24 protein-coding genes are annotated in these 24,992 nt (G+C 73.8%); 13 read left to right on the top strand and 11 right to left on the bottom strand.

The features are described from left to right. Positions 1-157 precede the first annotated feature (157 nt). Positions 158-679 carry a hypothetical protein gene (locus tag HTV45_RS01665; RefSeq protein WP_215203734.1) on the top strand — a complete coding sequence of 174 codons (522 nt, stop codon included), beginning with the start codon at positions 158-160 and terminating at the stop codon, positions 677-679. 16 nt (positions 680-695) lie between these two features. Here HTV45_RS01665 and hemC read toward each other — a convergent pair whose 3' ends face one another. From hemC to ligD, 3 genes are all read right to left on the bottom strand, one after another. Then, positions 696-1,634 (bottom strand): hydroxymethylbilane synthase, encoded by a 939-nt coding sequence (gene hemC / locus HTV45_RS01660; protein ID WP_215203733.1) that lies wholly within the window; start codon positions 1,632-1,634, stop codon positions 696-698. 82 nt (positions 1,635-1,716) lie between these two features. Further along, positions 1,717-2,493 carry an NPP1 family protein gene (locus HTV45_RS01655; RefSeq protein WP_215203732.1) on the bottom strand — a complete coding sequence of 259 codons (777 nt, stop codon included), beginning with the start codon at positions 2,491-2,493 and terminating at the stop codon, positions 1,717-1,719. Positions 2,494-2,638: 145 nt separating this feature from the next. After that, entirely contained in the window at positions 2,639-3,619 is a 981-nt protein-coding gene (gene ligD / locus HTV45_RS01650) for a non-homologous end-joining DNA ligase (RefSeq protein ID WP_215203731.1), read from the bottom strand. Positions 3,620-3,739: 120 nt separating this feature from the next. Here ligD and HTV45_RS01645 point away from each other — a divergent pair, with 120 nt between their 5' ends. From HTV45_RS01645 to HTV45_RS01630, 4 genes are all read left to right on the top strand, one after another. Beyond that, positions 3,740-4,246, top strand: a complete 507-nt coding sequence (locus tag HTV45_RS01645) for a MarR family winged helix-turn-helix transcriptional regulator (RefSeq protein ID WP_215203730.1) — start codon at positions 3,740-3,742, stop codon at positions 4,244-4,246. Positions 4,247-4,318: 72 nt separating this feature from the next. Next, positions 4,319-4,699 (top strand): DoxX family protein, encoded by a 381-nt coding sequence (locus HTV45_RS01640; RefSeq protein WP_215203729.1) that lies wholly within the window; start codon positions 4,319-4,321, stop codon positions 4,697-4,699. Then, complete coding sequence (locus HTV45_RS01635) at positions 4,696-5,163, top strand: peroxiredoxin (protein ID WP_285899596.1); 468 nt, start codon at positions 4,696-4,698, stop codon at positions 5,161-5,163. Before HTV45_RS01640 ends, HTV45_RS01635 begins: the two co-directional genes overlap by 4 nt. Positions 5,164-5,223: 60 nt before the next feature. Then, the gene (locus HTV45_RS01630; protein WP_215203728.1) at positions 5,224-7,566 is read left to right on the top strand and encodes a SpoIIE family protein phosphatase; all 2,343 of its coding nucleotides are present in this window, start codon (positions 5,224-5,226) and stop codon (positions 7,564-7,566) included. A 242-nt stretch (positions 7,567-7,808) separates the two neighbouring features. Here the strand turns inward: HTV45_RS01630 and HTV45_RS01625 are convergent, their stop codons facing one another. Further along, the gene (locus tag HTV45_RS01625) at positions 7,809-8,639 is read right to left on the bottom strand and encodes an aldo/keto reductase (RefSeq protein WP_215203727.1); all 831 of its coding nucleotides are present in this window, start codon (positions 8,637-8,639) and stop codon (positions 7,809-7,811) included. Positions 8,640-8,823: 184 nt separating this feature from the next. On the opposite strand from HTV45_RS01625, the gene HTV45_RS01620 reads away from it, so the two are divergent. Next, positions 8,824-9,798 carry a TauD/TfdA family dioxygenase gene (locus tag HTV45_RS01620; RefSeq protein WP_215203726.1) on the top strand — a complete coding sequence of 325 codons (975 nt, stop codon included), beginning with the start codon at positions 8,824-8,826 and terminating at the stop codon, positions 9,796-9,798. Positions 9,799-9,808: 10 nt separating this feature from the next. Here HTV45_RS01620 and HTV45_RS01615 read toward each other — a convergent pair whose 3' ends face one another. The 3 genes from HTV45_RS01615 to HTV45_RS01605 form a co-directional block, all read right to left on the bottom strand. Next, positions 9,809-11,317, bottom strand: coding sequence for a metallophosphoesterase (locus tag HTV45_RS01615; RefSeq protein WP_215203725.1), 1,509 nt, complete (start codon positions 11,315-11,317; stop codon positions 9,809-9,811). A gap of 99 nt (positions 11,318-11,416) precedes the next feature. Beyond that, the gene (locus tag HTV45_RS01610; protein ID WP_215203724.1) at positions 11,417-12,172 is read right to left on the bottom strand and encodes a dienelactone hydrolase family protein; all 756 of its coding nucleotides are present in this window, start codon (positions 12,170-12,172) and stop codon (positions 11,417-11,419) included. A gap of 17 nt (positions 12,173-12,189) precedes the next feature. Beyond that, the gene (locus HTV45_RS01605; protein ID WP_215203723.1) at positions 12,190-12,810 is read right to left on the bottom strand and encodes an L-threonylcarbamoyladenylate synthase; all 621 of its coding nucleotides are present in this window, start codon (positions 12,808-12,810) and stop codon (positions 12,190-12,192) included. 159 nt (positions 12,811-12,969) lie between these two features. Between HTV45_RS01605 and HTV45_RS01600 the strand changes: the two genes are divergently transcribed. From HTV45_RS01600 to HTV45_RS01570, 7 genes are all read left to right on the top strand, one after another. Next, the gene (locus HTV45_RS01600) at positions 12,970-14,460 is read left to right on the top strand and encodes a helix-turn-helix domain-containing protein (RefSeq protein WP_215203722.1); all 1,491 of its coding nucleotides are present in this window, start codon (positions 12,970-12,972) and stop codon (positions 14,458-14,460) included. Between the two features lie 356 nt (positions 14,461-14,816). Continuing rightward, positions 14,817-15,053 carry a hypothetical protein gene (locus HTV45_RS01595; RefSeq protein WP_215203721.1) on the top strand — a complete coding sequence of 79 codons (237 nt, stop codon included), beginning with the start codon at positions 14,817-14,819 and terminating at the stop codon, positions 15,051-15,053. A gap of 292 nt (positions 15,054-15,345) precedes the next feature. Further along, positions 15,346-17,004, top strand: a complete 1,659-nt coding sequence (locus HTV45_RS01590; RefSeq protein WP_215203720.1) for a catalase — start codon at positions 15,346-15,348, stop codon at positions 17,002-17,004. Positions 17,005-17,229: 225 nt separating this feature from the next. Beyond that, positions 17,230-17,553: a hypothetical protein gene (locus HTV45_RS01585; protein WP_215203719.1), complete on the top strand. Its 324-nt coding sequence runs from the start codon at positions 17,230-17,232 to the stop codon at positions 17,551-17,553. Between the two features lie 73 nt (positions 17,554-17,626). Further along, positions 17,627-18,160: a DoxX family protein gene (locus tag HTV45_RS01580; RefSeq protein WP_215203718.1), complete on the top strand. Its 534-nt coding sequence runs from the start codon at positions 17,627-17,629 to the stop codon at positions 18,158-18,160. Between the two features lie 90 nt (positions 18,161-18,250). Continuing rightward, entirely contained in the window at positions 18,251-18,814 is a 564-nt protein-coding gene (locus HTV45_RS01575; RefSeq protein ID WP_215203717.1) for a hemerythrin domain-containing protein, read from the top strand. Positions 18,815-19,174: 360 nt separating this feature from the next. Next, positions 19,175-20,398 (top strand): MFS transporter, encoded by a 1,224-nt coding sequence (locus HTV45_RS01570; protein ID WP_251690990.1) that lies wholly within the window; start codon positions 19,175-19,177, stop codon positions 20,396-20,398. 201 nt (positions 20,399-20,599) lie between these two features. Here HTV45_RS01570 and rfaE2 read toward each other — a convergent pair whose 3' ends face one another. The 4 genes from rfaE2 to HTV45_RS01550 all read right to left on the bottom strand — a co-directional run bounded on the left by rfaE2 (position 20,600) and on the right by HTV45_RS01550 (position 24,985). Then, complete coding sequence (rfaE2, locus tag HTV45_RS01565; protein WP_215203715.1) at positions 20,600-22,024, bottom strand: D-glycero-beta-D-manno-heptose 1-phosphate adenylyltransferase; 1,425 nt, start codon at positions 22,022-22,024, stop codon at positions 20,600-20,602. Further along, entirely contained in the window at positions 22,021-22,650 is a 630-nt protein-coding gene (locus HTV45_RS01560) for an SIS domain-containing protein (protein WP_215203714.1), read from the bottom strand. The genes rfaE2 and HTV45_RS01560 overlap by 4 nt, the downstream gene beginning before the upstream one ends. A 95-nt stretch (positions 22,651-22,745) precedes the next feature. Then, the gene (locus HTV45_RS01555) at positions 22,746-24,023 is read right to left on the bottom strand and encodes a glycosyltransferase (RefSeq protein WP_215203713.1); all 1,278 of its coding nucleotides are present in this window, start codon (positions 24,021-24,023) and stop codon (positions 22,746-22,748) included. Continuing rightward, positions 24,020-24,985 (bottom strand): glycosyltransferase, encoded by a 966-nt coding sequence (locus HTV45_RS01550; protein WP_215203712.1) that lies wholly within the window; start codon positions 24,983-24,985, stop codon positions 24,020-24,022. Before HTV45_RS01550 ends, HTV45_RS01555 begins: the two co-directional genes overlap by 4 nt. Between the last annotated feature and the right edge of the window lie 7 nt (positions 24,986-24,992).

Here is a 24,992-nt window from a genome sequence, read left to right as displayed (position 1 = left end):
GCCGGGTGCCCCGTCGGGCCGCCCGGGGATTCCTCCAGCGCAGCGCTTGATCGTTCACCGGCCCGGGCGAACCGCCTGACCACAGCGCATTCCGCTCATTTGACAGTGCGCTGAGGCCCCGGATAGGAAACAGCGGACAGAAGTCGAAAGGTGCACTGTGTACGAGCCGAACGTGGTCGGAGACTGGCAGGAGTACGGCGAGCAGGCCGGCCTGCGCGTCCGCGTCCACCGCCTGGAATCGGGCGAACCGCCACGCGGACGGGACGACGCCGCCGACGGGCTGACGTACTTCAGTGTCCGCGTGACCGTCGAGAATCGTGGCAGCCGGCCTTACTGCATTCATCTCGAGGACGGCCAGATCGACATCCGGACCGGTAACGACGGCGAAAGCGCCTTCATCGACTGGCGCAACTCGCAGTTCATCGAGGGATTCGATGTCCACCCGTTGCGCCGCGTCACCGCGGTGCTCTACGCGGCCGCCCCCGAGGCGTCCCTGGGCCAGGTCGACGTCCAGGTGCAGCTGCGGGCCGACGAGGAGTGGGCCGCCCGCAGGCTGTGGACGGGGGGCGTCGGGGTGCACGAGGCCCCCGCGGGCCGGCCCGCCGGCGCGTGCCGGGACAGCCTGGCCCAGCAGGTGAGCGTCTTCCTCCAGGAGCAGGCGGAGGAAGGCACCTCCTGAACGTCCTGAACGGACGTCAGTGCGGAATGCCGTCGATGATCTCGCGGGCGCCCTGACGCAGCAGGGCCACGGCGACCGAGGTGCCCAGGGTGGCCGGATCGAGCCGGCCCGCCCACTCGTGCGCGTCTAGCCGCGTCTTGCCGTCCGGGGTGAAGACACGGGCGCGCAGGGACAGTTCACCCCCGCGGTCCTCTCGTGCGTACCCGGCGACCGGGCTGTTGCAATGCCCCTGGAGCACATGCAGGAACATGCGTTCGGCGGTGGCTTCGCGGTGGGTGCCCGGATGGCCGAGGGCGCTGACCGCCTCGATGAGTGCGGTGTCGTCCTCGCGGCACTGCAGGGCGAGGATGCCCGCGCCGATCGGCGGCATCATGGCCTCGGGGGAGAGCACTTCGCTGATCACGTCGGTGCGGCCGATGCGTTCCAGGCCGGCGAGTGCGAGCAGCAGGGCGTCCGCCTCACCGTCCGCGAGCTTGCGCAGCCGCCGGTTGGCGTTGCCGCGCATCGGCACGCACCGCAGGTGCGGATGGGTGGCGGCGAGCTGGGCGACCCGGCGCACCGAGGACGTGCCGACCCGGGTTCCGGGCGCGAGCTCGTCCAGGGTGAGTCTGCCGGGATGCACCAGGGCGTCCCGGACGTCGTCACGCCGCAGGAACGCGGCGAACACCGTGCCCGCCGGAAGCGGCCGGTCGGCGGGCACGTCCTTGACGCAGTGCACGGCGACATCCGCCTCACCCGCGAGCAGCGCGGCGTCCACCTCCTTGGTGAAAGCGCCCTTGCCGTTCACCTTCGACAGGTCGCCCAGCCACTTGTCGCCGGTCGTCCTGACCGGCACGACCTCGGTGCGCACACCGGGCAGGGCGGAGGCCAACTCGACCCGCACCCTCTCCACCTGGGCGAGTGCCATGGGCGAGTCGCGGGAGACGATGCGGATCATCGTCGCGGGGATCGGCATGGCGTCACGATAGACCCTCAGGCCACGCCTCCGGTGCCGGGAACGCCGTTCGGCGCTCCCGGCGTCAACTCGCCTGCTACGGTCACCCGTTCGGATCGAACGGGATGCCCGACGGCTTGGCCGCCGCGAGATGGGAGGCGAAACTGCCGTCCTTGAGACCGAAGTGGGCGCTGCCGAAGTCGTGCGAGACGAGCTTGTCGCGCAGTCCCGCCGGATAGCCGTCCCAGCCGACCAGTGCCGGGTACTGCCAGCCGCCCCGGTGGTTCTCCGGCGGTTCGTCGCCCGCGCTCGCCAGGCGGAAGCAGTGGGTGCCGATACCGTCCTTGTGGTAAACGATCTTGGGGTGAGTGCCGTCGAAACGCACCGCCGAGCGTGCGTGGACCGAGAACGAGCCGTGGTTGGACGTGGCGACGTACTGGGCGGCGCCGTCCCGCACCCACACCACGACGTGCTCCCAGTCGTGGCGGTGACCTCCGAGGCCGACGCCCGGCAGCGCCTGGTCCTTCTCGAAGTACAGGGCGTAGACGACGGCGCACCAGCCGTTGTTGCACGTGGCGCGGGCGTAGCCGTTGGTGTTGTCCAGGTCGGAGGCGTCGCGGCAGTTGCCGTTGAGCGCGCCGGTCGGCTTGAGGCCGGGATTGACGGCACCGTCCGGGCCGATCGCCGCCGTGGGGTAGCAGCCGTCCCTGTCGTAGTCGTAGGCGGGCTGGAAGGTCTGCTCCAGGCTGCCGGCACTGGCGGGCAGGGCGGGCGGGGGAGCGGCGAAGGCGGTGGAGGGGAAGGCGATGACGAGTGCGGCGGCGCCGGCGAGACCGGTCAGCCATCTCCTGCGGTGGGTGCGGAACGTGCTCGACGGCACTGCGTCCTCCTCTTGGCCGGGGCGCGGCCAGGCGGCTGCGGTGGTGGGGGAGTTCAGCATCCCGGCTGGGCGTATACATGCCAAGAGGGTGCAGGTGTACCGCTGTTGAATTCCGACCCGGCATCCGGAGGGCGACGGCTCCGGGTCAGACCGGGTCGTCCGGGAGGTCGGCCGCCGCCTCCTCGGGCGCGAGGTCCGGCCGCAGGCGCAGCCAGGACGGCTGGCGCAGCATGCCGTCCCGGGTACGGGTGCTGTAGCGCACCTCGCCGACCAGCCGGGGCACCACCCAGTGCGCGCCGGGTACGGCCGGAACCGGGTCGAAGGGACACACGTCGGTGGCCGCCGCCCGCAGCAGCGCGGCGAGTTCGGCGCGTTCGGCCTCGTTCCAGCCGGTCCCCACGCCGCCGACGTACCGCAGCCGTCCTCCCGCCCGCTGTCCGGCCAGGACCGCGCCCGGCAGGCCGCTCAGCCGCCCCTTGCCGGGCAGCCAGCCGCCGACCAGGACGTCCTCGCTGCGCATGTTGCGGATCTTGATCCAGGCGCGGGAGCGCACGCCCGGTTCGTACACCGAGTCCAGCCGCTTGCAGACCAGGCCCTCGAGTCCGTGCTCGAGGGTCGCCCGAAGTGCCTGCGGTCCGTGGCCCACGATCGCGGACGGGGTGGACCAGGCCGGCCCGTCCAGCGCGAGGTCCAGCAGCGTCTCGCGGCGCCGCGCATAGGGCAGTCGGATCAGTGACCGCCCGTCCAGGTGCATCACGTCGAACAGCACCAGGCGGACCGGAACCGCCGCCGCCCGCCGGGCGGCCCTGCCGGGGGCGTGCGCCAGGCCCATGCGGGACTGGAGCAGCTGGAAGCTCGGGCGGCCGTACGCGTCCAGGGCGAGCACCTCGCCGTCCAGGACCGCGGGCCTGGAGCCGAGGGCGTCGGCCAGGGGACGGAGTTCCGGGTACGCGCCCGTGATCTCCTGGCCGGAGCGGGCCCGCAGGACGACGGTGCCGTCCCCGGGGAGGCAGACCACCGTCCGCTGTCCGTCCTGCTTGGTCTCGTAGGCCCAGTGGGCGTCCGCCGCCGGGGGCGGCAGCGAGCCGGGCGTGGCGAGCATGGGCGGGATCAGCGGCAGGGTCACGGGTGAGGTGTGGACCCACGCCCCGTCCGTCACGCGCGGCCCGCCGGGGTTTCGCCCGAACGGCGGCGGGCGGCCTGGGGCAATTGATTGAGTCAGGCAATGAGATGGTAAAGTGAGGGCATGTCCACACCCCCGCTTCCCGACGCCCCCGCCACTGCGGAAGTGGCCGAGATCGAGCGCGCGCTGCACCGCATCACGTATCTGAGTTCGCGCGCCCGTCAGCACGAGCGGCTGATGGCCCTGGCGGGGGTGCCACTGGACCGGGCCGCGGTCGCGCTGCTGCGGAAGATGGCCGACGCCGAGCCGATGCGGCCGGGGGAGCTGGCCGCCCGGCTGGGCGTGGAGGCCTCGCACGTCACCCGGACGGTCCAGCAGCTGGAGAAGACCGGCCATGTCACCCGGGTCCCGGACCCGGACGACCGCCGCGCCCAGCGTATCGAGCTCACCGACGCCGGCCGGCAGGCCATCGTCCGGATCCGGGAGGCCGGGGTCCGGGGCATGCAGGCGGCGCTGGCCCAGTGGTCGGCCGACGACCTGAGCCGGCTCGCCACCTTGTTCCACCGCATGGTCGACGACTTCCTCGCTCATGCCACCGACGAGGACCTGGACCCCGGGATCCCCGTCTGACCCCGCGGCCCGCCCGCCACCCAGGACTTACCGTCGGGTAATATCGCGCGGCAGGCCACCGGAGGAGGAACCGTGTCACGGTACGAACGCTCGCCCCTGCTGCTCGCCGGCCTGCTGGCCGCCGCGGGCACCGCCCACTTCGCCGTCCCGCGCCAGTTCGACCACACGGTGCCGCGCTCCCTGCCCGGTTCGCCCCGGACCTGGACCTACGCCAGCGGCGCCGTGGAACTCGCGCTGGCCGCCGGTGTGGCACTGCCTCGCACCCGCAAGGCCGCCGCTCTCGCCTCGGCGGCCTTCTTCGTCGGCGTGTTCCCCGCCAACGTGAAGATGGCCGTCGACTGGCGGCACCGTCCGGCCCCGCAGAAGGCGCTGGCCCTCGGCCGGCTGCCACTGCAGCTGCCCCTGGTGCTCTGGGCGCGCGGCGTCGCGAGGAACGCGGAGGGCCGGTCATGAGCGGACGCCTGGAGAAGGGCGACGCGGCCCAGGACTTCGCCCTGCCGGACGAGACCGGCACCGTCCGCCGGCTCACGGACCTGCTCGCCGAGGGGCCGGTGGTCCTGTTCTTCTACCCCGCCGCCCTGAGCCCCGGCTGCACCGCCCAGGCCTGCCACTTCCGTGACCTGGCCGCCGAGTTCGCCGCCGCGGGGGCCCGCCCGGTGGGCATCAGCGGGGACGACGTCGAACGGCAGGCGGAGTTCGCCGGACGGAACGCCCTCGGTATGCCCCTGCTGTCCGACCTCGACGGCACCGTCCGCGAGCGGTTCGGGGTGAAGCGGGGAATCGCCCTCGCGCCCACCAAACGGGCCACCTTCGTCATCGCCCGGGACCGGACCGTCCTGGAGGCCGTCCGCAGCGAGATCCGGATGAACGCGCACGCCGACCGGGCGCTGGCCGCGCTCCGCGACCACCGGGCGTGACACCGCCACGAGTGCCGCGCCGCGGTTGAGAGGGTGCCGCCATGGGCCGATGCTGGACCAATGGAGGAAGCCTCCGCCGCGATGACCGTCGATGCCCGCGGCATCGTGACCGGCTGGAGCGAGGGCGCCCGGCGGCTGACCGGCCGTCCGGCCGAGGACGCCGTGGGGCGGCCCGTACGGGAGCTGCTCGCCGAGGACGCGCCGGCCGGCCCCGGGCCCCTGCCGTCGGGAACCGTCCGGCTGCGCCACCGCGACGGTCACCCCGTACCGCTGCGGCTGACGGCGCAGCCCCTGCTGGGCGCGGGCGGTGTACCGGCCGGCCAGGTGATCACCGCCGAGCCGGCCGGTGCGCAGGACACCTCCCTGGTGAGCCAGGTGTTCGAGCAGTCGACCCTGGCCATGTCCGTCCTCGACACCGATCAGCGCTATCTGGCGCTCAACGACCTCGCCTGCCTGATGCTGGGCGTGCCCCGGACGAGCCTGGTCGGGCGGTTCTACCAGGACACCATGGAGGAGTCCGAGGCGAGCCGCAGATTCAGCCGGCACCTCCGCCGGGTCGCCGAAACGGGTGAACCCATGCATCTGGAGGACTTCACCCGGCTCCCCACCGGCACAAGGCTGCACGCGTGGCACGTCGAGATGTGGCCGGTCCGCGACTCCTCCGGCAGGGTGATCGGCACCGGTGTGGCCGCCCTCGACAGCAGTACGCAGATGAGGGCCCGCGAACGCCTGGTGATGCTGAACGAGGCGGCCGCGCGCATCGGCACCACCCTGGACGTGGGGCGCACCGCCGAGGAGCTCGTGGAACTCCTGGCTCCGGGGTTCGCCGACTTCGCCGCCGTCGACCTGCTCGACGACGTCGTCACGACCGGCGGACCGCGGGCCCGCCCGGCCGGCGGCGTCCCGCTGCGCCGCGTGGCACACCGCTCGGCCACCGAGGGGACACCCGAGTCGGCCGTCCGCCTCGGGGAAATCGACGGTTACCTGGCCGACTCGTCCCCCGCGCGGGCACTGCGGGAAGGCCACGCGGTGCTCCATCGCGCCGGCGACCCGGAGTTCGACCGGTGGCTGCGCGGCAGCGGCACCTCCTTGCAGGGGGAGGGCCCCACCGTGCCCGCCGACACCCACTCGCTGCTGAGCGTGCCGCTGCGCGCCCGCGGCACGACGCTCGGCGTCCTGGTCGCCGCGCGCACCAGCCACCCCGAGGCCTACACCGCCGACGACACCCTCCTCGCCGAGGAACTCGCCAGCCGGGCCGCCGTCTGCGTCGACAACGCCCGCCGTTTCGTCCGCGAGCGCACCACCGCGCTGACACTCCAGCAGGCGCTGCTGCCGAGAGGACTGCCCGGCCAGGCCGCCGTGACGGTCGCCCACCGCTATCTGCCCTCCCGGTCGGCGGCGGGTATCGGCGGCGACTGGTTCGACGTCATCCCGCTGGCCGGCAGCCGGGTCGGCCTGGTCGTGGGTGACGTCGTCGGCCACGGCATCCCCTCCACCGCGGCCATGGGGCGGCTGTTCACCGCCGTGCGCACCCTGGCCGACGTCGACCTCCCGCCCGACGAACTCCTGACCCATCTGGACGACCTGGTGCTGCATCTGGCGGCCGACGAGAGCGACGACGAGGTGGCCGAATTCGGTGCCACCTGTCTCTACGCCGTCTACGACCCGGTCTGCCGCTTCCTGACCGTGGCGGCCGCCGGCCACCCGCCGCCCGTCGTCGTGCTGCCCGACGGGACGACCCGGCTCGTCCCCGTGAACGCGGGCCCGCCGCTGGGGGTGGGCGGGCTGCCGTTCGAGGCGACGGAGTTCGAGCTGCCCGCGGGCTCGGTCGTCGCCCTTTACACCGACGGTCTGATCCGCGACCGCGACCGCGACGTCGACCACGCCACCGGAGAGCTGCGCAGCGCCCTGGCGGTCCCCGCCGACTCGCTCGAGGCCCTCTGCGACAGCGTGCTCAAGGCCGTACTGCCCGCGGAACCCGGCGATGACGTGGCCCTGTTGCTGGCCCGCACGCGGGCCCTCGGCGGCGAACAGGTCGCCACGAGGCAGGTGCGGTCCGTCCCCGAGGAGGTGGCCGGCGCCCGCGACTGGGCCACGGGCACACTGAGCGCGTGGGGACTGGACGAGATCGCCTTCGTCACCGAACTGGTCGTCAGCGAACTGGTCACCAACGCCATCCGGTACGGCGAGCCGCCCGTACAGCTGCGGCTGATCCGCGACCGCACCCTGATCTGCGAGGTCACCGACGCGAGTTCGACCTCACCGCATCTGCGGCGCGCCCACGTCTACGACGAGGGCGGCCGGGGACTGCTGCTGGTGGCCCAGCTCACCCGGCGCTGGGGCAGCCGCCAGACGGACCACGGCAAGACGATCTGGGCCGAACAGCAACTCCCGGGGCACTGACCCGCGCATACGGCTCGGCCCGGCCGTCCCCGTGCGAGGTCTTCCCCGTGCGAGGTCTTCGGCCGGTCGCGGGCAGGGAACCGGCGTCCGTCCCCAGCATTGCGGCCGCGCGGACGCGGCTCACCTCCCTCACCCCGCGCGCCCCTGGGCAGACCGCGGCCGGTCCGTGCCGGAGCCGGCCGCGGACCGGGGGCGCCCGCCGGAACGCTTCCCCGTACAGGCGGGCGCAGGGCACCACCCGGTCAGAACTCCTCGTGCACCTCCGGGTCCCCGCCGATCCGCCCGTGGGCGCGCTCGGCGATCGTCCGCATCTGGGCCGCGTCCAGTGCGAAGCCGGACACCTCGAGGTTGGCGCGCTGCCGCCGCGGATCGGACGACTTGGGAACGGGCAGCACGCCCAGCTGGATGTGCCAGCGCAGCACCGCCTGGGCGGGGGTGACCCCGTGCGCCTCGGCGACGGCGGCCACGGCCAGGTCGTCCAGGAGCTGCGAGCCCCGGCCGAGCGGGCTCCAGCTCTCGACGAGCACACCCTTGTCCGCGTGGTACGCGCGCAGCTCCTCCTGGGGGAAGAACGGGTGCAGCTCGATCTGGTTGACCGAGGGCAGCACCCCGGTCTCCTTCTCCAGCCGCTCGATGTGGGCGGGCGTGAAGTTGGAGACGCCGATCGACCGGACCGCTCCGTCCTCGCGCAGCTTGACCATGGCCCTCCAGGAATCGACGTACTTGTCGACGCGGGGGAGCGGCCAGTGGATCAGATAGAGGTCGACGTACTCCAGCCCGAGCCGGCCCCGGGACTCCTCGAAGGAGGACAGCGTCTCCTCGTAGCCGTGGTGCCGGCCCGGGAGCTTCGTCGTCACGGTGATCTCCGCGCGGGGCACCCCGCTCGCGGCCACGGCACGGCCCACACCGGTCTCGTTGCGGTAGTTCGCCGCCGTGTCGACCAGGCGGTAGCCCGCCTCCAGGGCCGTACCCACCGCCCGTTCCGCCTCGGCGTCGTCCATCGGCCAGGTGCCCAGACCCAGGGCGGGGAGGGTGGTGCCGTCGTTGAGGGTGTGGCTCGGGATGCTGATCACGAGGGGGCCTTCCCTTGGGGGTGTCGTGTCCTTCCTCCAGGGTCGGGGACGGCGGGGGCAATGATCAACCGGACGGGGCCCGCGCCGGGGAGGCCCTGTCGCCAGGCCCGCGGTTCGCTGCCACGATCTTCCCGGAAGCCGGTCCGTGCGGAACCGGCGGGCACGACCGGCGGAGAGGGGAAGCATGACGAAGGACACGGGCGGCGTGACGCAAGGGGAGCGGACCGGGACCGTGGAGGTACATCCCGTCACCGGGCACATCGGGGCGGACATCACCGGCGTCGACCTCGCCGGCGACCTCGACGAGGGCGTGGTCGCCGGGATCCGGGCGGCGGTGCTGCGCTGGAAGGTGGTGTTCTTCCGCGGCCAGCGCCTCGACCACGCCGCCCATGTGGCGCTGGCCCGCCGGTTCGGCGAACCGGTCGTGCTGCCACGGCGCGGGAAGGCGTCCCCGCCGGACTTCCCCGAGATCGAGACGACCGCCGACCGGCTGGAGCTGGGCGGACGGTTCGGCATGGAGCACGAGGAGTGGCTGCGGCGCCGCCGCCACACCCTGCTGCGCGGCTGGCACTGCGACCACGGCGCCCGCGTCGACCCGCCGGCCGCCACGATCCTGCGCGCCGGGACGGTTCCGCCCTACGGCGGTGACACCACCTGGTCGAACCTCGCCGCGGCGTACGCGGGACTGTCCGCGCCCCTGCGCGAGTTCGCCGACCGGCTGCGCGCCGAGCACCGGCTGGGGGTCGGCTATCAGCCCCGGGCCGGCGACGACGGGTATCTGCGCCATCTGCTGGACCACCAGACCGCCTCCGAGCATCCGCTGGTGCGCGTCCACCCGGAGACGGGGGAGCGGGTGCTGTTCGTCAACGGCTACTACCTCGAACAGATCACCGGTCTGTCCCGGCCCGAGAGCACGGCCGTCCTGGAACTGCTCCTGGAGCAGGCCACCCGGCCCGAGTACACCGTCCGTCTGCGCTGGGAGCCCGGCAGCGTGGCGTTCTGGGACAACCGGGCGACCATCCATCTGGCCCCGGGCGACACGGCCCACCTGGACCACCCGCGGATCATGCACCGCGTGATGCTCGCCGGTGACGTTCCGGTGGGCGTGGACGGCCGCCGGTCGACAGCCCTCACCGGCACCGCACCGGGCCGCTGGTAGCGGACGCCGTTCACGTCAGTGGGATGGTGACCTCGTCCTCGACCGGTGGGGCGACCTCCTGCGCGCGCAGACCCGTGGCCGCGTGACAGCGCAGCCGGACCGCCTTTGGGCTCACGTCGACGCGCAGGAAGCTCTTGAAGAACGGCGGGGTGTAGGTGGCCGAGCCCGGTGAGAGGAGCGAGGTGTAGGCCTTGCGCACGGGCAGCCGGAACCGCTTGCCGCGGTCCGGCCGGCGGCCGGTGCCGAGCAGCCCGGCGAGCAGCCGCATCCGGCGGGTGACCCGGGGCGGGGCGCCCGGCACGCGGGTGGGACCGATGCCGAGACGCTCCGCGATCACCGCCATCGCCTCGGCGTCGGTGAGGGCGAAGAAGCGCCGCAGCCGCAGCCGGCGCCCGTAGAGGGCGCTGTAGAAGGCGAGGGAGTCGCCGCGCAGCGGGTAGCAGCGGAAGTCGCGCTCGGTGACACCGGCGACATCGACCCGGGGGATGGTGTGGGTGGCGTGGGTGAACGCGCCCGAGCCGCCCGCCACCACGTACTGGAGGGTGCGACCGTCGTCCAGCCGCACCGGGTAGCGCTGGTAGTTGTGGATGTCGCCGCCGATCGCGGCCACGTAGTGGTGGCCGGGGTCGCGGACGATGTCGTCGACGGTGCCGCCGCCCTCGACCGGGCACGGACGGTGCTCGCCGTCGACGTACAGGGGCGAGCCCGTGACGAGTATCTTCGGGCGCGGTCCCCGCGAGATCTCCCGCAGCCAGGCGCCCTGTTCGGCGTCGATGGTGCCCAGCAGTCCCGTGTCGATGCCGACGATCCGCACCGGACCGGCGTCGATCGCCCAGTACGGTCCCGGCTGCACCGCCTGCTGGGCGGGCCCGGAGCGCAGCGTGCGCGCCTCGGTGAGGCCCTCGCCGTCCCCGGGGCGCGGCCGGTGCCACAGCAGGGAGCGCAGCCAGGCCAGGGTGAGGGGGCGCGGCGCGGGCCCGGGCGGCAGCGGCGTGGCGTCGTCGCAGAAGACGCGCATGAAGCCGGCCAGGTCCTCGTACCAGTCGTGGTTGCCGGGTATCGCGTAGATCGGGGCCCGGTAGTCCCGGTACGGCCGGAAGAACTTGGGGCCGTAGTCGTCTGCGCTGCCCACCGGGTAGATCACATCGCTGGCGATCAGGGCGAAGGCGGTGTCCCGGCCCTCTTCCAGCAGGCCCGGCACGACCGCGTACTGCGGATCACCGCCCTCCCCGGTGTCGCCGAGGACCAGGAACGAGAACCGGTCCGGGTCGTCGCGCCGGATCACCTTGTCCTGCGGGGCGCCGGCCGCCGCGCACCGGGCCGTCCAGCGGGCCCGGACACCTCCCGTGGGGTCCCCGAACCAGGAGGCCAGGACGCCGTTGCGGGCGGCCAGGAGCATGCGTGGGTCCAGCCAGGAGATCTTCTCCGTCCGGCGCCGCGGCATCAGCCGCCGGTACGTACCGCGTTCGGCGGCACCCCAGCCTGCGCCTTCGGCGGTAACGCGTGAGGAGTCGGACACCGCTGCACCGTAACAACGGTGCGGAGAAGGGGCGGTGGCGGGGGGTCCGTGGCGAGGGCGCCGGACCCCCGCCACAGGAAGCCGAGTCGGCGGTGGGGTTCAGAAGGTACGGGCCAACAGGCCGAGCAGGGCTGCCCAGTGACGCTCGTCCGCCTCCTTGTCGTAGGCGGCCGTGTCGGACTGGGTGTATCCGTGCCCGGCCCCGGTGTACACCTCGCAGCGGTGCCGGACACCGGCGTCCGTCAGGGTCCGCTCCAGACGCCCGATCTGCTCCGGCGGCAGCGACGGGTCCCGGTCGGCGTGCCCGAAGTAGAGCTCGGCGGTGATCCGGCCGGCGAGCAGGTGCGGGCTGTCCGGCGCGTCCGGGGCCAGCCGGCCCCCGTGGAACCCGGCCGCGGCGGCCACCCGCTCCGGGTGGGTGCCGGCCGTGCGCAGCGACAGCGCCGCGCCCATGCAGTAGCCGGTCACCGCCACCGGACCGCCGGCCGCCGCCGGGCAGTCGGCCAGCCACCGCAGATACGCGCCGGCGTCCCGGGCCGCCCGCTCGGGCGTGAGCTGCCGCATCACCGGCATGAGGCGCCGCAGCAGCGGGCCCCGCGCCGCGTCGTCGATGAAGCCGGGCAGCTCGGCCACCGGGGCGGGCCCGCGACGGTAGAACACGTTCGGCACCAGGACGGTGTAGCCGGCCCCCGCCAGCCGGTCGGCCATCTCCCGCAGTCGCGGACGCAGACCGAACGCGTCCATGTAGAACAGCACCGCCGGCCGGGGTGTCCCGTCCGCCGGACGCGTCAGATACGCGTCGGCGGTCCCGTCCTCGGTGGGGACGCCCACGCCGGTCCCCGTCACGGCGCCCACGGCCGGCCCGCTCCCGGTCACTCGAACCGCGAGACGTCGCCCGCGCCCCGCCGGACGATCTCCGCCTCGCCGCCGGAGAAGTCGATCACCGTGGTCGGCTCGGTGCCGCAGTCACCCGAGTCCAGCACCGCGTCCACCTGGTGGTCGAGCAGGTCCTTGATCTCCCAGCCCTGGGTCATCGGCTCCTCCTCGCCGGGCAGCAGCAGCGTGCTGGACAGCAGCGGCTCACCGAGCTCCGCCAGCAGCGCCTGGGTGACGACATGACCGGGGATGCGCACGCCGACGGTCTTCTTCTTCGGATGCTGGAGCATGCGCGGCACCTCCTTCGTCGCGGGCAGGATGAAGGTGTAGCTGCCCGGGGTCGAGGCCTTGACCGCGCGGAACACGTCGTTGTCGATCCGTACGAACTGACCGAGCTGCGCGAAGTCACGGCACACCAGGGTGAAGTGGTGCCGGTCGTCCAGTTTGCGGATGGTGCGGATCCGGTCGATGCCCTCGCGGCTGCCCAGCCGGCAGCCGAGCGCATAGCAGGAGTCCGTGGGATACGCGATCAGGGCGCCTGCGCGGATGCTGTCGGCGACCTGGCCGATGGTGCGCGGCTGGGGGTTGTCGGGGTGCACGTCGAAGTACTTCGCCATTCACCGAGCTTATGCCGCCCCCGCGCGAGCAGCGCACACCCCGGGGCCCGCACTCCTCGGGGCCGGGCGCGGCGCCGCACCTGACGTGAGCGTCGTGCACCGGTGGGGTAACGTCCCCGACCTGGGCCGGGACCGCGAGGCGAAGAAGGGACGACCGGGGTGGCAGGCCGTAACGACGCAGTACGAGGGGCGCCGGGCGATGCCGGGGAGCCCTCGGCCTGGGCGCGGGAGCTGCTCGGTCTCCTGCGGCCGGCCGAGCGGGACGCCGGCCGGGTCGTCGACTGGCTGGCCGGCGCCGCGAACGCGGAAGTCTCCCTCCAGGACGCCACCGGCGCTCTCCTCGCCGGGACCCGGCTGTCCCTGGACGAGTCCCTCGTCGCCGGCCTCGGCTCCGGCCGGATCGCCTCCGCCGCCTGGGAGGGGGAGGGCCGCCATCTGCGCCTCGTACGGATCGGCCATCCCTCGGGCATCCGGGTAATGGCCGTCTCCCGCCGGACCCCCTTCGACCGGCACACCGCCGACGTCGTCACCCACACCGCGCAGGTCCTCGAACTCCTGCTGGCCGCCCACGAGACCACGGCGGCCGGACGCCGGCTCCAGCGGGCCACGGCCGACCTGCGGCTGGCCATCCTGCAACTGCTGATGGTGGAGGACACCGTGGCGGCCCGCCGGGTCGCCGCCGGACTCTGGCCGGGGCTGCTGGACGCCGACACCGCCTGTGTCTACGTCGTCGAGTCCGCGCCCGCCCGGCGCGAACGGCTGGTGGCGGAGTGCCTGGACACCACGCGGGACGAGGCGCTGGTCGTGCGGTGCCCCGCGATGGACGGGCACGTCATCGTCGTCAGCCCCCGCCCGGCCACCGCCTCCGATCTGCGGTCGCTGGTCGGACGGTATCCCGGCACCTTCCTGGGCGGCAGTGTGTGGCAGAGCCTCGCCCGAACCGCCACCGCGTACGGGCAGGCCGTCAGCGCACTGGCGGTGGCGCGCTTCAGGGAGGACAAGACGGCCGTGTACGCCGAGCGCACCCACCCCGAGCGGCTGATGGACCCCGCCGCCCTGCGCGGCTGGGCGGGACGGGTGCTGCGTCCGCTGGACGCGCTGGCCCATCACACCCGCGCCGAACTGCTCGCCACCACCCGGCTCGGTCTGGAGTTCACCGCCGTCAACACCGCCAAGATCCTGGGCGTCAGCCGCAACACCGTGCGGGCCCGCATGGAACGCGTGGAGACCATGCTCGGCACCGACTTCGACGACGTCACCGCCCGCGCCGTCGTGCACCTGGCGCTGCACACCCAGATCAACCTCCAGGACGGACAGGCGGGCACCGACCCGGACGCGCCCTCCCCGGGCCTCGCCGGTCTGCTGGCCGGCCCCGCCATGGGCACCTGGGCGCGGGAACTGCTGGGCCGGCTCGACGGTGGCACCCGCAACGTGCGCCGCACCCTGCGCACCTGGATCGCCGCCGGGGGCAACGCCGAGCGGGCCGCGCTGACCCTGGGGGTCCATGCGCAGACCGTACGCGAGCACGTGCGCAGCGCCGAGCCGGTCCTCGAACGCCAGTTGCTGGCCGCGGGCACCGGTCTCTACGAGGTCGTACTGGCCCATCTGGTGGTGGGCGAGCTGGAACAGCCGGTGCTCACGGCGGAGTAAAACGGGCCATTCGGACGCGGTTGTGCACGGATGAGTCCTCCGGCGGCCGCAGCGGGCATCGGCGCGATACACACGCGCCACCCGCTCCGGCTAGTTTCTAGCCACGACGGGGGCCCGACCGGAACGGGGGACCGGTCGCGCCTCCGTCCCTGGCCCCCGGGCGCCTTCCGCTCCGCCCTTCCCGCCCGCCGCGCCCCGGGGCTCCGCCGTCTCCGGCGACGCGCCGCCTCTCCTCCGACGCTGTGTGTCCTCACGGCGGGCGGGTACCCGACCGCGGCTGTGCAGCCCGTCCCTCCCGTGCGTCACGCCGCGGACCGGGCGGGCGGCGAACGAGCGATCGCGAGGAGGAGACCCGGATGACCAGCGATACGGAGACCGGCGGCGCCACCGGCACGCAGGACAAGGACTACAACCTGATCTGGTACGTCGAGGCGTGTCTGAGCAACGCCCTGCGCCTGGAGAACTACATCCAGGACGCCGAGCGGGCCAAGGACACCGAGGTCGCCGACCTGTTCCGCAAGGCCCAGGCGGACAGCCGCAAGGGCGCGGAACTGGGCAAGGGACTGTTGCGCGCCCGTCTCGACGGCAGCTGAGCACGCCGCTTCACCGGTCCGGTCACCCTGCGGTGACCGGACCCGCGCCGTCCCCGGCCGGCCGCCTCCCCGGTGCACGACAGCGGGCCCGCCTCACCCGCGCACCCGCACCCGTGCCGCCGGACGCCATCGACCGGACGGCGCAATCCACGCACAGACGCATCCCGGCGGCGTCCGGCCCGGTGCGGCGTCCGCCGCGCCTTCGAGTCGCAGCCGGCCGTGATGCGCGGCAGCATGACCCCCGTACACACGCGACCGGGGGGACGACGAGCAGCGCAAGGAGCCGACCAAGATGACGGACGTTTCGAGCCGGGGACCCGCGCCGGGCGACGACCGCAAGGTACTCACCAACCGGCAGGGCCATCAGGTCTACGACAACCAGAACCAGCGCACGGTCGGCGCCCGGGGCCCCGCCACGCTGGAGAACTACCAGTTCCTGGAGAAGATCAGTCACTTCGACCGGGAACGCATCCCCGAGCGCGTCGTGCACGCCCGCGGTGTCACCGCCTACGGGTACTTCGAGGCGTACGGGAAGTGGGGTGACGAGCCCGTCTCCCGCTACACCCGGGCCAAGCTCTTCCAGGAGCAGGGCAAACGCACCGACGTGGCCGTCCGCTTCTCCACCGTGATCGGCGGACGCGACTCCTCCGAGGCGGCCCGTGACCCGCGCGGCTTCGCCGTCAAGTTCTACACCGAGGACGGGAACTGGGACCTCGTCGGCAACAACCTGGGCATCTTCTTCATCCGGGACGCGATCAAGTTCCCGGACGTCATCCACGCCCTCAAGCCCGACCCGGTCACCTTCGAGCAGCAGCCGCGGCGCATCTTCGACTTCATGTCGCAGACGCCCGAGTCCATGCACATGCTGGTCAACCTGTTCAGCCCGCGCGGCATCCCGGCGGACTACCGCCATATGCAGGGTTTCGGCGTGAACACCTACAAGTGGGTCAACGCCGCGGGTGACACCAAGCTGGTCAAGTACCACTGGATGCCCAAGCAGGGCGTGCGCTCCATGACCGAGGAGGACGCCGCGAACGTCCAGGCGGATTCCCTCGGCCACGCCACCAAGGACCTGTACGAGGCCGTCGCGCGCGGCGACCACCCCGAGTGGGAACTGCTCGTCCAGATGATGGACGACCACGAGCACCCGGAGCTCGACTTCGACCCGCTGGACGACACCAAGACGTGGCCCGAGCAGGACTTCCCGCCGCACCCTGTGGGCCGGATGGTGCTGAACCGGATGCCGGACAACTACTTCGCCGAGAACGAGCAGATCTCCTTCGGCACCGGCGTCCTCGTCGACGGACTGGACTTCTCCGACGACAAGATGCTCGTCGGCCGGACCTTCTCCTACAGCGACACCCAGCGCCACCGGGTCGGCCCGAACTACCTGCAACTCCCCGTCAACCAGGCCAAGAACGCGGAGGTGCACACCAACCAGCGCGACGGCCAGATGACGTACCTCGTCGATGACTCCGGGCAGAACCCGCAGGTCAACTACGAACCGTCGATCACCGGCGGGCTGCGCGAGGGCGAGTACCCGACGCACGACGACCAGGGCCCGGAGATCGTGGGCCGGCTCACCCGCAAGCGCATCCCGCGCACCAACGACTACCTCCAGGCGGGCCAGCGCTACTGCCTGATGGAGGACTGGGAGCGCGACGACCTGGTGAAGAACTTCACCGACCTGTTCGCCCAGTGCGACCGCGAGGTGCAGGAACGGATGGTCTGGCACTGCCTCCTGGCCGAGAACGACCTCGGCCGCCGGGTGGGCGAGGGCCTCGGGATCATGCCCGAGGACGTCGCCCACCTGGAACCGCTGGCGAGCCAGACCCTCACCGACGAGGACCGCAAGCGGCTCTCCAGCCTCGGCGACAACCCGCCGCGCGACGTGACGGGGCTCACCATGACCCACTGCGTCCCCGACGAACGCCATGTGGTGACCCGTTGAGCGGTCATCCGGAGACGGCCGCCCGCGCCACCGCGAGCGCCTGCCAGGCGTAGCCGCGGCCGGAGGCGGCACGGCGTGCACCAGCGGCGGGAACGGCTGGTGCACGCCGACGCGTGTCGGCGATGCCCGGCGCAGGAGCCCGGCGGCCGCCGAACGCTCACGCGGGACGGTGAAATCCCGGCGCCGGCCGATCGGACGGGGCCGCGCCGGGGGAGCACTGGGATCATGACAAGTGCATCGTTCCAGCGCACCCTCACCCTGCCCGCCTCGCTCTGCGAGGACGCCGCACACCACCTGGAGCAGGCCGCGAGGCGGACGGTCGACGGAGCCGGAATCCCGCTGAAGGCGTTCCGCGCGGCCGCCGACAGCGACTACACGCTCCCGGTCTCCGTGGTCGAACAGGCGGCGGGCTGTCTGCTCGTCCTGGCCACGGAGACCGCGCAGACCGTGCGCCCCTCGGTGCTGCGCACCACCATCGGCGTCGCCCTGTGCCTGCGCGACGCCGTCGAGGCGGTCCACCAGCCCGCGCTCACCACCCGGTTCTGGTGACGGCCCGCCGATTGCCCCCATCTCCCGGGGGAACCCGGCGCGTTCGCACCACCGACACCCCCAGGAGCAGTCCATGAGTCTGTTGCGTGTCCTCGGCCGGCCGATGCTGGCCTCGATGTTCGTCGCGGGCGGGCTGGATTCCGTCCGTCACCCCGAGAACGTCACCGACATCGCGGAGCCCGTCGTCCGGCCCGTCACCGGCCGCGTACCGCTGCTGCCGGACAGCACCGAGGACTGTGTGCGCCTCAGCGGCGCCGTCCAGGTCGCGGGCGGACTGCTGCTGGCCACCGGACGGATGTCCCGCCCGGCCGCGCTGGCGATCGCCCTCACGCTGATCCCCACGACGCTGGCCGCCCACCGCTTCTGGGAGGAGGAGGACCCCGGTCAGAAGGCCCAGCAGCGCATCCACTTCCTGAAGAACCTCTCCATGCTCGGCGGCCTGCTGATCGCCGCCGACGACACCGGATCCGCCCCCTCGCTGCTGTGGCGCGGCCGGCACGCCGCCCACGATCTGCGGCGCGACGCCCACCTGGTCAGCCGCTCCGTCCGGGCCGGCGCCGGGCCCGCCGCGATGGCGGGCCGGGTCCGCGCCAAACTGTCCTGCTGAGGAACGGGCGGCGTTAGGACCCCTGTGACGAGGGGACCCGGAGCCGGAGAGTGGGCCCGGCTGGGGGCCACCGAACCGGAGGAGAAAGACATGGGACACGGAGGCAACGTCATCGACGAGCTGGTGACCGACCACCGGGAGGTCGAGGAACTCTTCGGCAAGATCGAGGCGCTGCCGCCCGGCCACAAGGACCGCAAGGTCTACGCGGACCAGGCCACGATCGAACTGGTCCGGCACTCCGTGGCCGAGGAGGCCTACCTCTACCCGGCCGTGCGGGAGCACCTGCCGAACGGCGACGTCCTGGCCGACCGGGAGCTCGAGGACCACGCCACGGCCGAGCGGACCATGAAGGACCTCGAGAGCTGCGACGCGGGTGACGCCGAGTTCGACCGGCTCATTGGCTCGCTGATGAGCGAGATCCGCGGGCACATCGCCGACGAGGAGCAGAACCTCTTCCCGAGGCTGCGAGCCGCCTGCTCCCCGGAGCAGCTGGACGAGCTCGGCGACAAGGTGCGTCAGGCGAAGAAGACGGCCCCGACCCGTCCGCACCCGTCAGCCCCGGACAAGCCCCCGGCCAACAAGCTGCTGGCACCGGGCGCCGGCATGGTCGACCGGCTCCGCGACGCGTTGAGCGGGCGCGGCAAACACGGCTGACACCGGGAGCGAGGGCCCGCCGCTGCGAGCGGCGGGCCCTCTGGCGTGCCCGCGCCCTGTGAGCAACCGCACTCGTTACCCCAACCCCTCGCAGACACGGCGTATTTGACCCGCGCGGCCGGGTGCTCTCCCGGCTGCCCGGAACCGACTCGGCGTTCCCTTCTGTCACGATGGTCCGCGCCCAGTCCAGGTGAGGGGAGCCGCCGCGCAGCGCTGCCGGCGTTCCGCTTCCCGCGCCCCCTTCGCTGAGCCCTCCGGCTCGTCTCCGAGTAGCGCACTGTGTCTTCCTCACCCACCTCTGCACCCACCCCTGCCCAGCCCGTCTCCCGCTCGCCCTGGCGGTCCCTGCGGCACCGCAGCATGCGCTGGTGGTCCGTCGCGAACTTCGTGTCCAACGCCGGTACGTGGATGCAGCTCACGGTGCAGAACCTGCTGGTCCTGCAGATCACCGGCTCCGCCGCCGCCACCGGCCTGTCCATGTCCGTGCAGGCCGCTCCGGCCCTGCTGATGAGCGTCCTCGGCGGTGCGGCCGTCGACCGCTGGCCGCGGAAGCTGACGGCCGCCGTCAGCCAGGCGCTGCTCGCCGTCATCGCCTTCACCACGGCCACCCTGGTGGCACTGGACCGGCTCGACATGACGTCACTCATGGCGCTGGCCGCCGTCACGGGCATGATCGCCACCGTCGACAACCCGGCCTGCGCCCTGCTGGGCAACGATCTCGTCCCCGCCGAGGATGTGCCCTCCGCCATCGGCGTGGGCGCCCTGGTCTTCAACGCGGGCCGGCTCGCGGGCGCCGCGCTCGCCGGAGTGACGGTCGGGTTCCTCGGCACCGCCGCCGCCTACTTCGCCAACGGGTTCTCCTTCCTCTTCGTGACCGCGGTCATCCCCTTCCTGCGCCCGGCGGCCGGAGCGGTCCGCCACGTCGCCGAGAAGAGGGGGGAGCGTCCCCGCGCCGCCCTGAGCGTCCGCGAGGGGCTCGCCTTCTTCGCCCGCCGGCCCCGGCTGATGGCCCTCGCCGGAGTCACCGGCATCAGCGCGGTCTTCGGACGCAACTACGGGCTCACGCTCGCCGTCCTGGTCACCGGGCCGCTCGCGGGCGGCCCGGGTGCGTTCGGCACGGTGTCCACCGTCCTCGCCGTCGGCGGAATCCTCGGTGCGGTGCTCGGCGCGCGGCTGCGCAGGCCGTCGGTGCGGCTGGTCGGCGCCCTCGCGGCGACGGGCGCGCTGCTTCAGGTGGTGGCGGGGATGTCACCGTCGCTGGCCGTGCTGATGGTCCTGGTGCTGCCCATGGCCGTCGTCGAATCCGTCTCCGACACCACCGGAACGGCCGTCCTGCAGACCGATCCGCCCGCCCATCTGCGCGGACGGGTGATCGGCGTCTGGGGCAGCGTCGGCACCGTATGGAGCCTGGGCGGCCCGCCCGCCCTGGGCCTCCTCATGGAACTGGCCGGTCCCCGGGGCGCCCTGATCGCCGGCGGCCTGATCATCGCCGCCTCCATAGCCACGGGGCACCTCCTCCACACCCGCCGCACCCCCACCCCTCTCCCGCTCGCCAGGCAGCACACCCTGGAAACGGCGGCCTGACCCACTCGGCCCGTCCGGCGCCCGAGGACAAGGCCCGTCCAGGGCCGAAGGGGGCCCGGCCGGAGGGGGTCCGGGGCGCAGCACCGGGGACGGACGGGACGGGAAGGGGCGGCGGGGGCGAGACACCCCTCGGGGACCTCCCGCCGCCCGCCCCGGGGCCCCCGCAGTCTGCCCCGCCCCACCCTTCCCCGGCGCCGCCCCTCACTCCTCCCCGGACCGCACGGCAACCGCCGCCGCCTGCGCCGCCCGCCGCGCCAGCAGCGTCGTGGACCGCCCGTCCAGGTACGGCAGTACCACCGCCTGCCCGCCCCACCCCCGCAACACCTCCGCCTCCGGCAGCTCCTGCACCGAGTAGTCGCCCCCCTTCACCCACACATCCGGCCGCAACCGCCCCAGCAGCGCCGCGGGCGTGTCCTCCTCGAACACCACCACCGCGTCCACGCTGCCCAGCGCCGCCAGCACCCGCGCCCGGTCCACCGCCGGATTCAGCGGCCGCCCCGCCCCCTTGCGCCGGGTGACGGAGGCGTCGGAGTTGAGGCACACGATCAGACAGTCCCCGATCCGCCGGGCGCTCTCCAGCAGCCCGACGTGCCCGGCGTGCACCAGATCGAAGCAGCCGCCCGTGGCGACGACGGTCCCGCCGCGCGCCCGCACACGCTCCGCCAGCGCGAACGCGTCGGCCACGCCGGCCGCGGAACCGGGCCCCGGTCCGGGCACCACCGGCGCCCGCCACAGGTCCGGGTTCCCCGCCCCGCCCGCCGCGACGAACGCGGCAGCCGCGGCGACCGCCCGCTGCAGCGCCTCCTCGGGCAGCAGCCCGTCGGCCAGCGCCGAGACCGTCGCGGCGGCGAAGCAGTCCCCGGCCCCGCAGGGATCCCCCTCCGCCCGGAACGGCGCCGGGATGAGCATCGGCGTACCCTCGCCCGGCCGGGTCAGCAGCACCCCGCGGTCGCCGAGCGTGACGGCGACACCGGCCGCCCGCCAGCGCTCCGCCAGCGCCGCCCCCCGCTCGGCGAAGGCACCGAGCGACGGACCCGACACCCCCCGCATGCCGGCGCACAGAGCCACCGCCTCCGCCGCGTTGGGCGTGACGATCCGTGCTCCCGGTACCGGCGGATCGCCCTTGGGATGCGGATCCCACACCAGGGGGATGCGACGGGCCGCCTCCTCCAGCTGCGCGCGCACCGCCCCGGCGGTGTGCCGCCCGTAGTCGGCGACGAGCACCGCGTGCGCGCCCGCGAGCGCCGCGCACACCGCCGCGTCCGGTTCGCCCGGCGTGCCGCCGCCCCGGTCGATGCGCACCACCGGCCGCCCGCCCGCCAGCACCCTCGTCTTCACCGGCAGCGTGCCGTGCAACGGCAGCTCCAGCAGCCGGACCCGGCCGCTGAGCCCCCGGCGGACGGCCTCGCTGGCGGGGTCGTCGCCGAGCGCGGTCACCAGGGTCACGTCCCGGCCGCCGCGGGCGGCGAGGGCGGCGGCCAGCCCTGCCCCGCCGGGATGCCGGTGGTCGCCGGTGACGTCGACGACCGGCGCGGGCGCGTCCTGGGCCAGCCGGGTGGCGACCCCCTCGATGTCCTCGTCCAGCAGTACGTCCCCCACGACCACGACGGGCTTGGGCGCGGTCACGGCGTCCTCCCCGGGACGGCCGCCGTACGCCGCGCGAAGGGCGCGGAGAGCACGGCGGTGTCGAACGACTCACAGAGGAGGTGCACGGCGACGAGATGCGCCTCCTGGACGGTCGCGGTGCTGCCGGCCTCCACGCACAGCGCCTCGTGGGCGGCCTCCGCCAGCGGGTTCGGGCCGGGCCCGGTGAGCGCCCACACCCGCAGCCCGGCCCGGCGGGCCGTTACGGCCGCCGCGATCAGATTGGCGCTGCGCCCCGAGGTGGAGAGCACCACCAGGACGTCGCCGGGGCGTCCGTGGGCGGTCACCTGGCGGGCGTACACCTGGTCGAAGCCGTAGTCGTTGGCGATGGCGGTGACGCTGGAGGTCTCCGCGTGCAAGGCGATCGCCGCGTACGCGCGCCGTTCCTGGCGGTACCGTCCGACCAGCTCGGCGGTCAGATGCTGGGCCTGGGCGGCGCTCCCGCCGTTGCCGGCGGCCAGCAGCCGCCCGCCGCCGGTCAGGACCGTGGCGAGACGTCCGCCCCAGTCGGCGATCCGGGGCAGTCCGTGCAGGCGGAGGCCGTCCAGGGCCTCCTGGAGCGACCGGCAGTGCAGTTGCGCGGCGTCGACCGCGGGGTGTTCGGTCATCCTGTTCGGGCGCACCGCCTCGGTGAGGACGGCGGAGGACCCGCACCTCCTTCCAACTTCGGACGTCGGCGGACCGCCGGGGACGGTCCGGCCCGTCAGCCGGCCCGGGTCGCGGCGTGTTCCGCGTCGAGGACCTCGCAGTACGCCGCCTCGGTCGCCGCGGCGATCCGCGGCCAGCCGTAGCGGCTGAGCACCCGGCGGCGCCCGGCCGCCCCGCAGGCCCGCCGCGCCGCCGGGTCGGCGAGCAGCGCGGCCACGGCGCGGGCCAGCGCCTCCGGGTCGCCGGGCGGCACCAGCCGGCCGGTTCCCGGATCAGCGACCGTGTCGAGCTGGCCGCCGACCGCGCTGGCCACCACCGGCCGGCCACAGGCCATGGCCTCCAGCGGGACGATGCCGAACGGCTCGTAGTCGGCGGGGCACAGCACCACGTCGGCGGAGCGCAGCAGCGCGGGCACCCGGGCGGCGTCCATCCCGCCGGTGAAACGGACCCGGTCGGCGACCCCGGTGTCCCGGGCGAGAGCGCGCAGCCGGCGGATGTGCGGGTCGCCGTCCAGACGGCCCGGGGGAGGTCCGCCGGCCACGACGAGTTCGGTCCCCGGCAGCCGGGCCAGCGCCGCCACCGAGACCTCGGCGCCCTTGCGCGGCACCAGCCGGCCCAGCTGCAGCAGCCGGTACCGGAACGGCCCGCGCGGCGCCACGGGTCCCAGCGGCGTGAACCGGCCGGTGTCCACACCACACGGCACGACGCCGATCCGGTCCGCCGGCACACCCATCCGGAGCAGCTCGGCGACCTCGTCCCGGCAGGTGGCGACGACCCGGTCACAGCCCAGACCCACCTCGGTCTCGCAGCCGATCCGCTCCGGCGGGCTGGTGTCGGCGAGCCTCTGGTGCCGCCGCTTCACCGTGCCCAGCGCGTGATACGTGTGCAGCAGCGGCAGGTCCAGCTCCCGGGCCGCCCGCAGCGAGGCCAGACCCGACATCCAGTAGTGCGAGTGAGCCACGTCCGGGGTGCGCGCCCGCCACATCCGGGCCAGGTGCTGCCCGAACTCCTCCATGTACGGCAGCAGCCGGTCCTTGGGGACCGGTTCCGGGGGACCGGCCGGGACGTGGTGCACCTCGACGCCTTCGCGCAGGGTCACCCGGTCGGGCAGGCCGGGACCGTCGCGGCGGGTGTACACGGTGACGCGGTGGCCGCGGTCGGCGAGCGCCCCGGCCAGGGCGGCGACATGGACGTTCTGCCCGCCCGCGTCCACTCCGCCGAGGGTGGCGAGGGGGCTGGCGTGTTCCGAGACCAGCGCGACGGCCAGCACGCCCGGGGCGGCGCCGTCACCGGCGGGCGGGCCGGCCGGGAGGGGACCGAGGACCGGTGTCATGAGCACACCTCCGTGATCAGGCGTTCCCAGTCGTCCAGGAACCGCTTGAGCCCGTACCGTTCCAGCGCGGCCTGCCGGGCTCGCGCCCCGTCCGCTGCGGCCGCCCCGGGGTCCGCCAGATAGCGGCGGGCCGCGAGGGCGAGGACGTCGGGCCGGTTCGACACGGTGCCGGAACCCTCCGGCACCGCCTCCACAACCTCGGTGGCGGCCAGTGCCAGGACCGGCAGCCCCAGGTGCATCGCCTCCAGCAGGGACAGCCCGAGGGAGGTCCAGCGCACCGGGTGCAGATACATCCGGCGTTCGGCCATCGCCGCGTGCAGTTCGCGTTGCGGCAGGTCGGCGGTGCGGCACCGCTCCGGCGGCAGTCCCAGCTGCCCGGCCAGGGAGTCGGTGCCCATCCCGAACACATCCAGCGGCACCGCGGCGGCGAGCGCGGGCAGTAGGTCCGTACCGGTGCAGCGGCCGCGCCGCAGCGGTTCGTTGACGACGACGGCGGCACGCTCCAGCCGCCCGGTGTAGCGGTGGCCGGGGTCGACGATGCCGTGCTCGATCACCTCGGTGCGGGTGCTGCCGCAGTCCCAGAACAGCCGGTTGAAGTGCGTGACGTGCACGAGCGTCAGATCGGAGCGGTCGGCGAACGGGTGCCGGGTCTCCGGCACGGCGCCGTCCGGGGCGTTGTGCTCCAGGTACACGGCCGGTACGTCCCGGCCGGGGCGGCGGCCGCCGAGCCAGTGCTCGGCGAGCCGCAGCTCGTGCGGCCGCTGCAGGACGACCAGGTCGAACGGGATCTCCCGCAGCTCCCCCGGTGTGGCCTCGCGCACCGACGCGGGCCAGGCGAAGGTCCGCGCCCGGCCCAGCCCGTCCGGACCGCGGTCCGGGGTGACCGGGACGACGTAGGTGTGCGGGCCCTGGACGAACGCCGTCGTCCAGGAGCCGTGTACATGCCACAGTAGAATGTTCATACGGCGG

Source organism: Streptomyces sp. CHD11, assembly GCF_018638295.1.
GTDB lineage: Bacteria > Actinomycetota > Actinomycetes > Streptomycetales > Streptomycetaceae > Streptomyces.
This window is presented reverse-complemented; position numbering and strand designations above follow the sequence as displayed.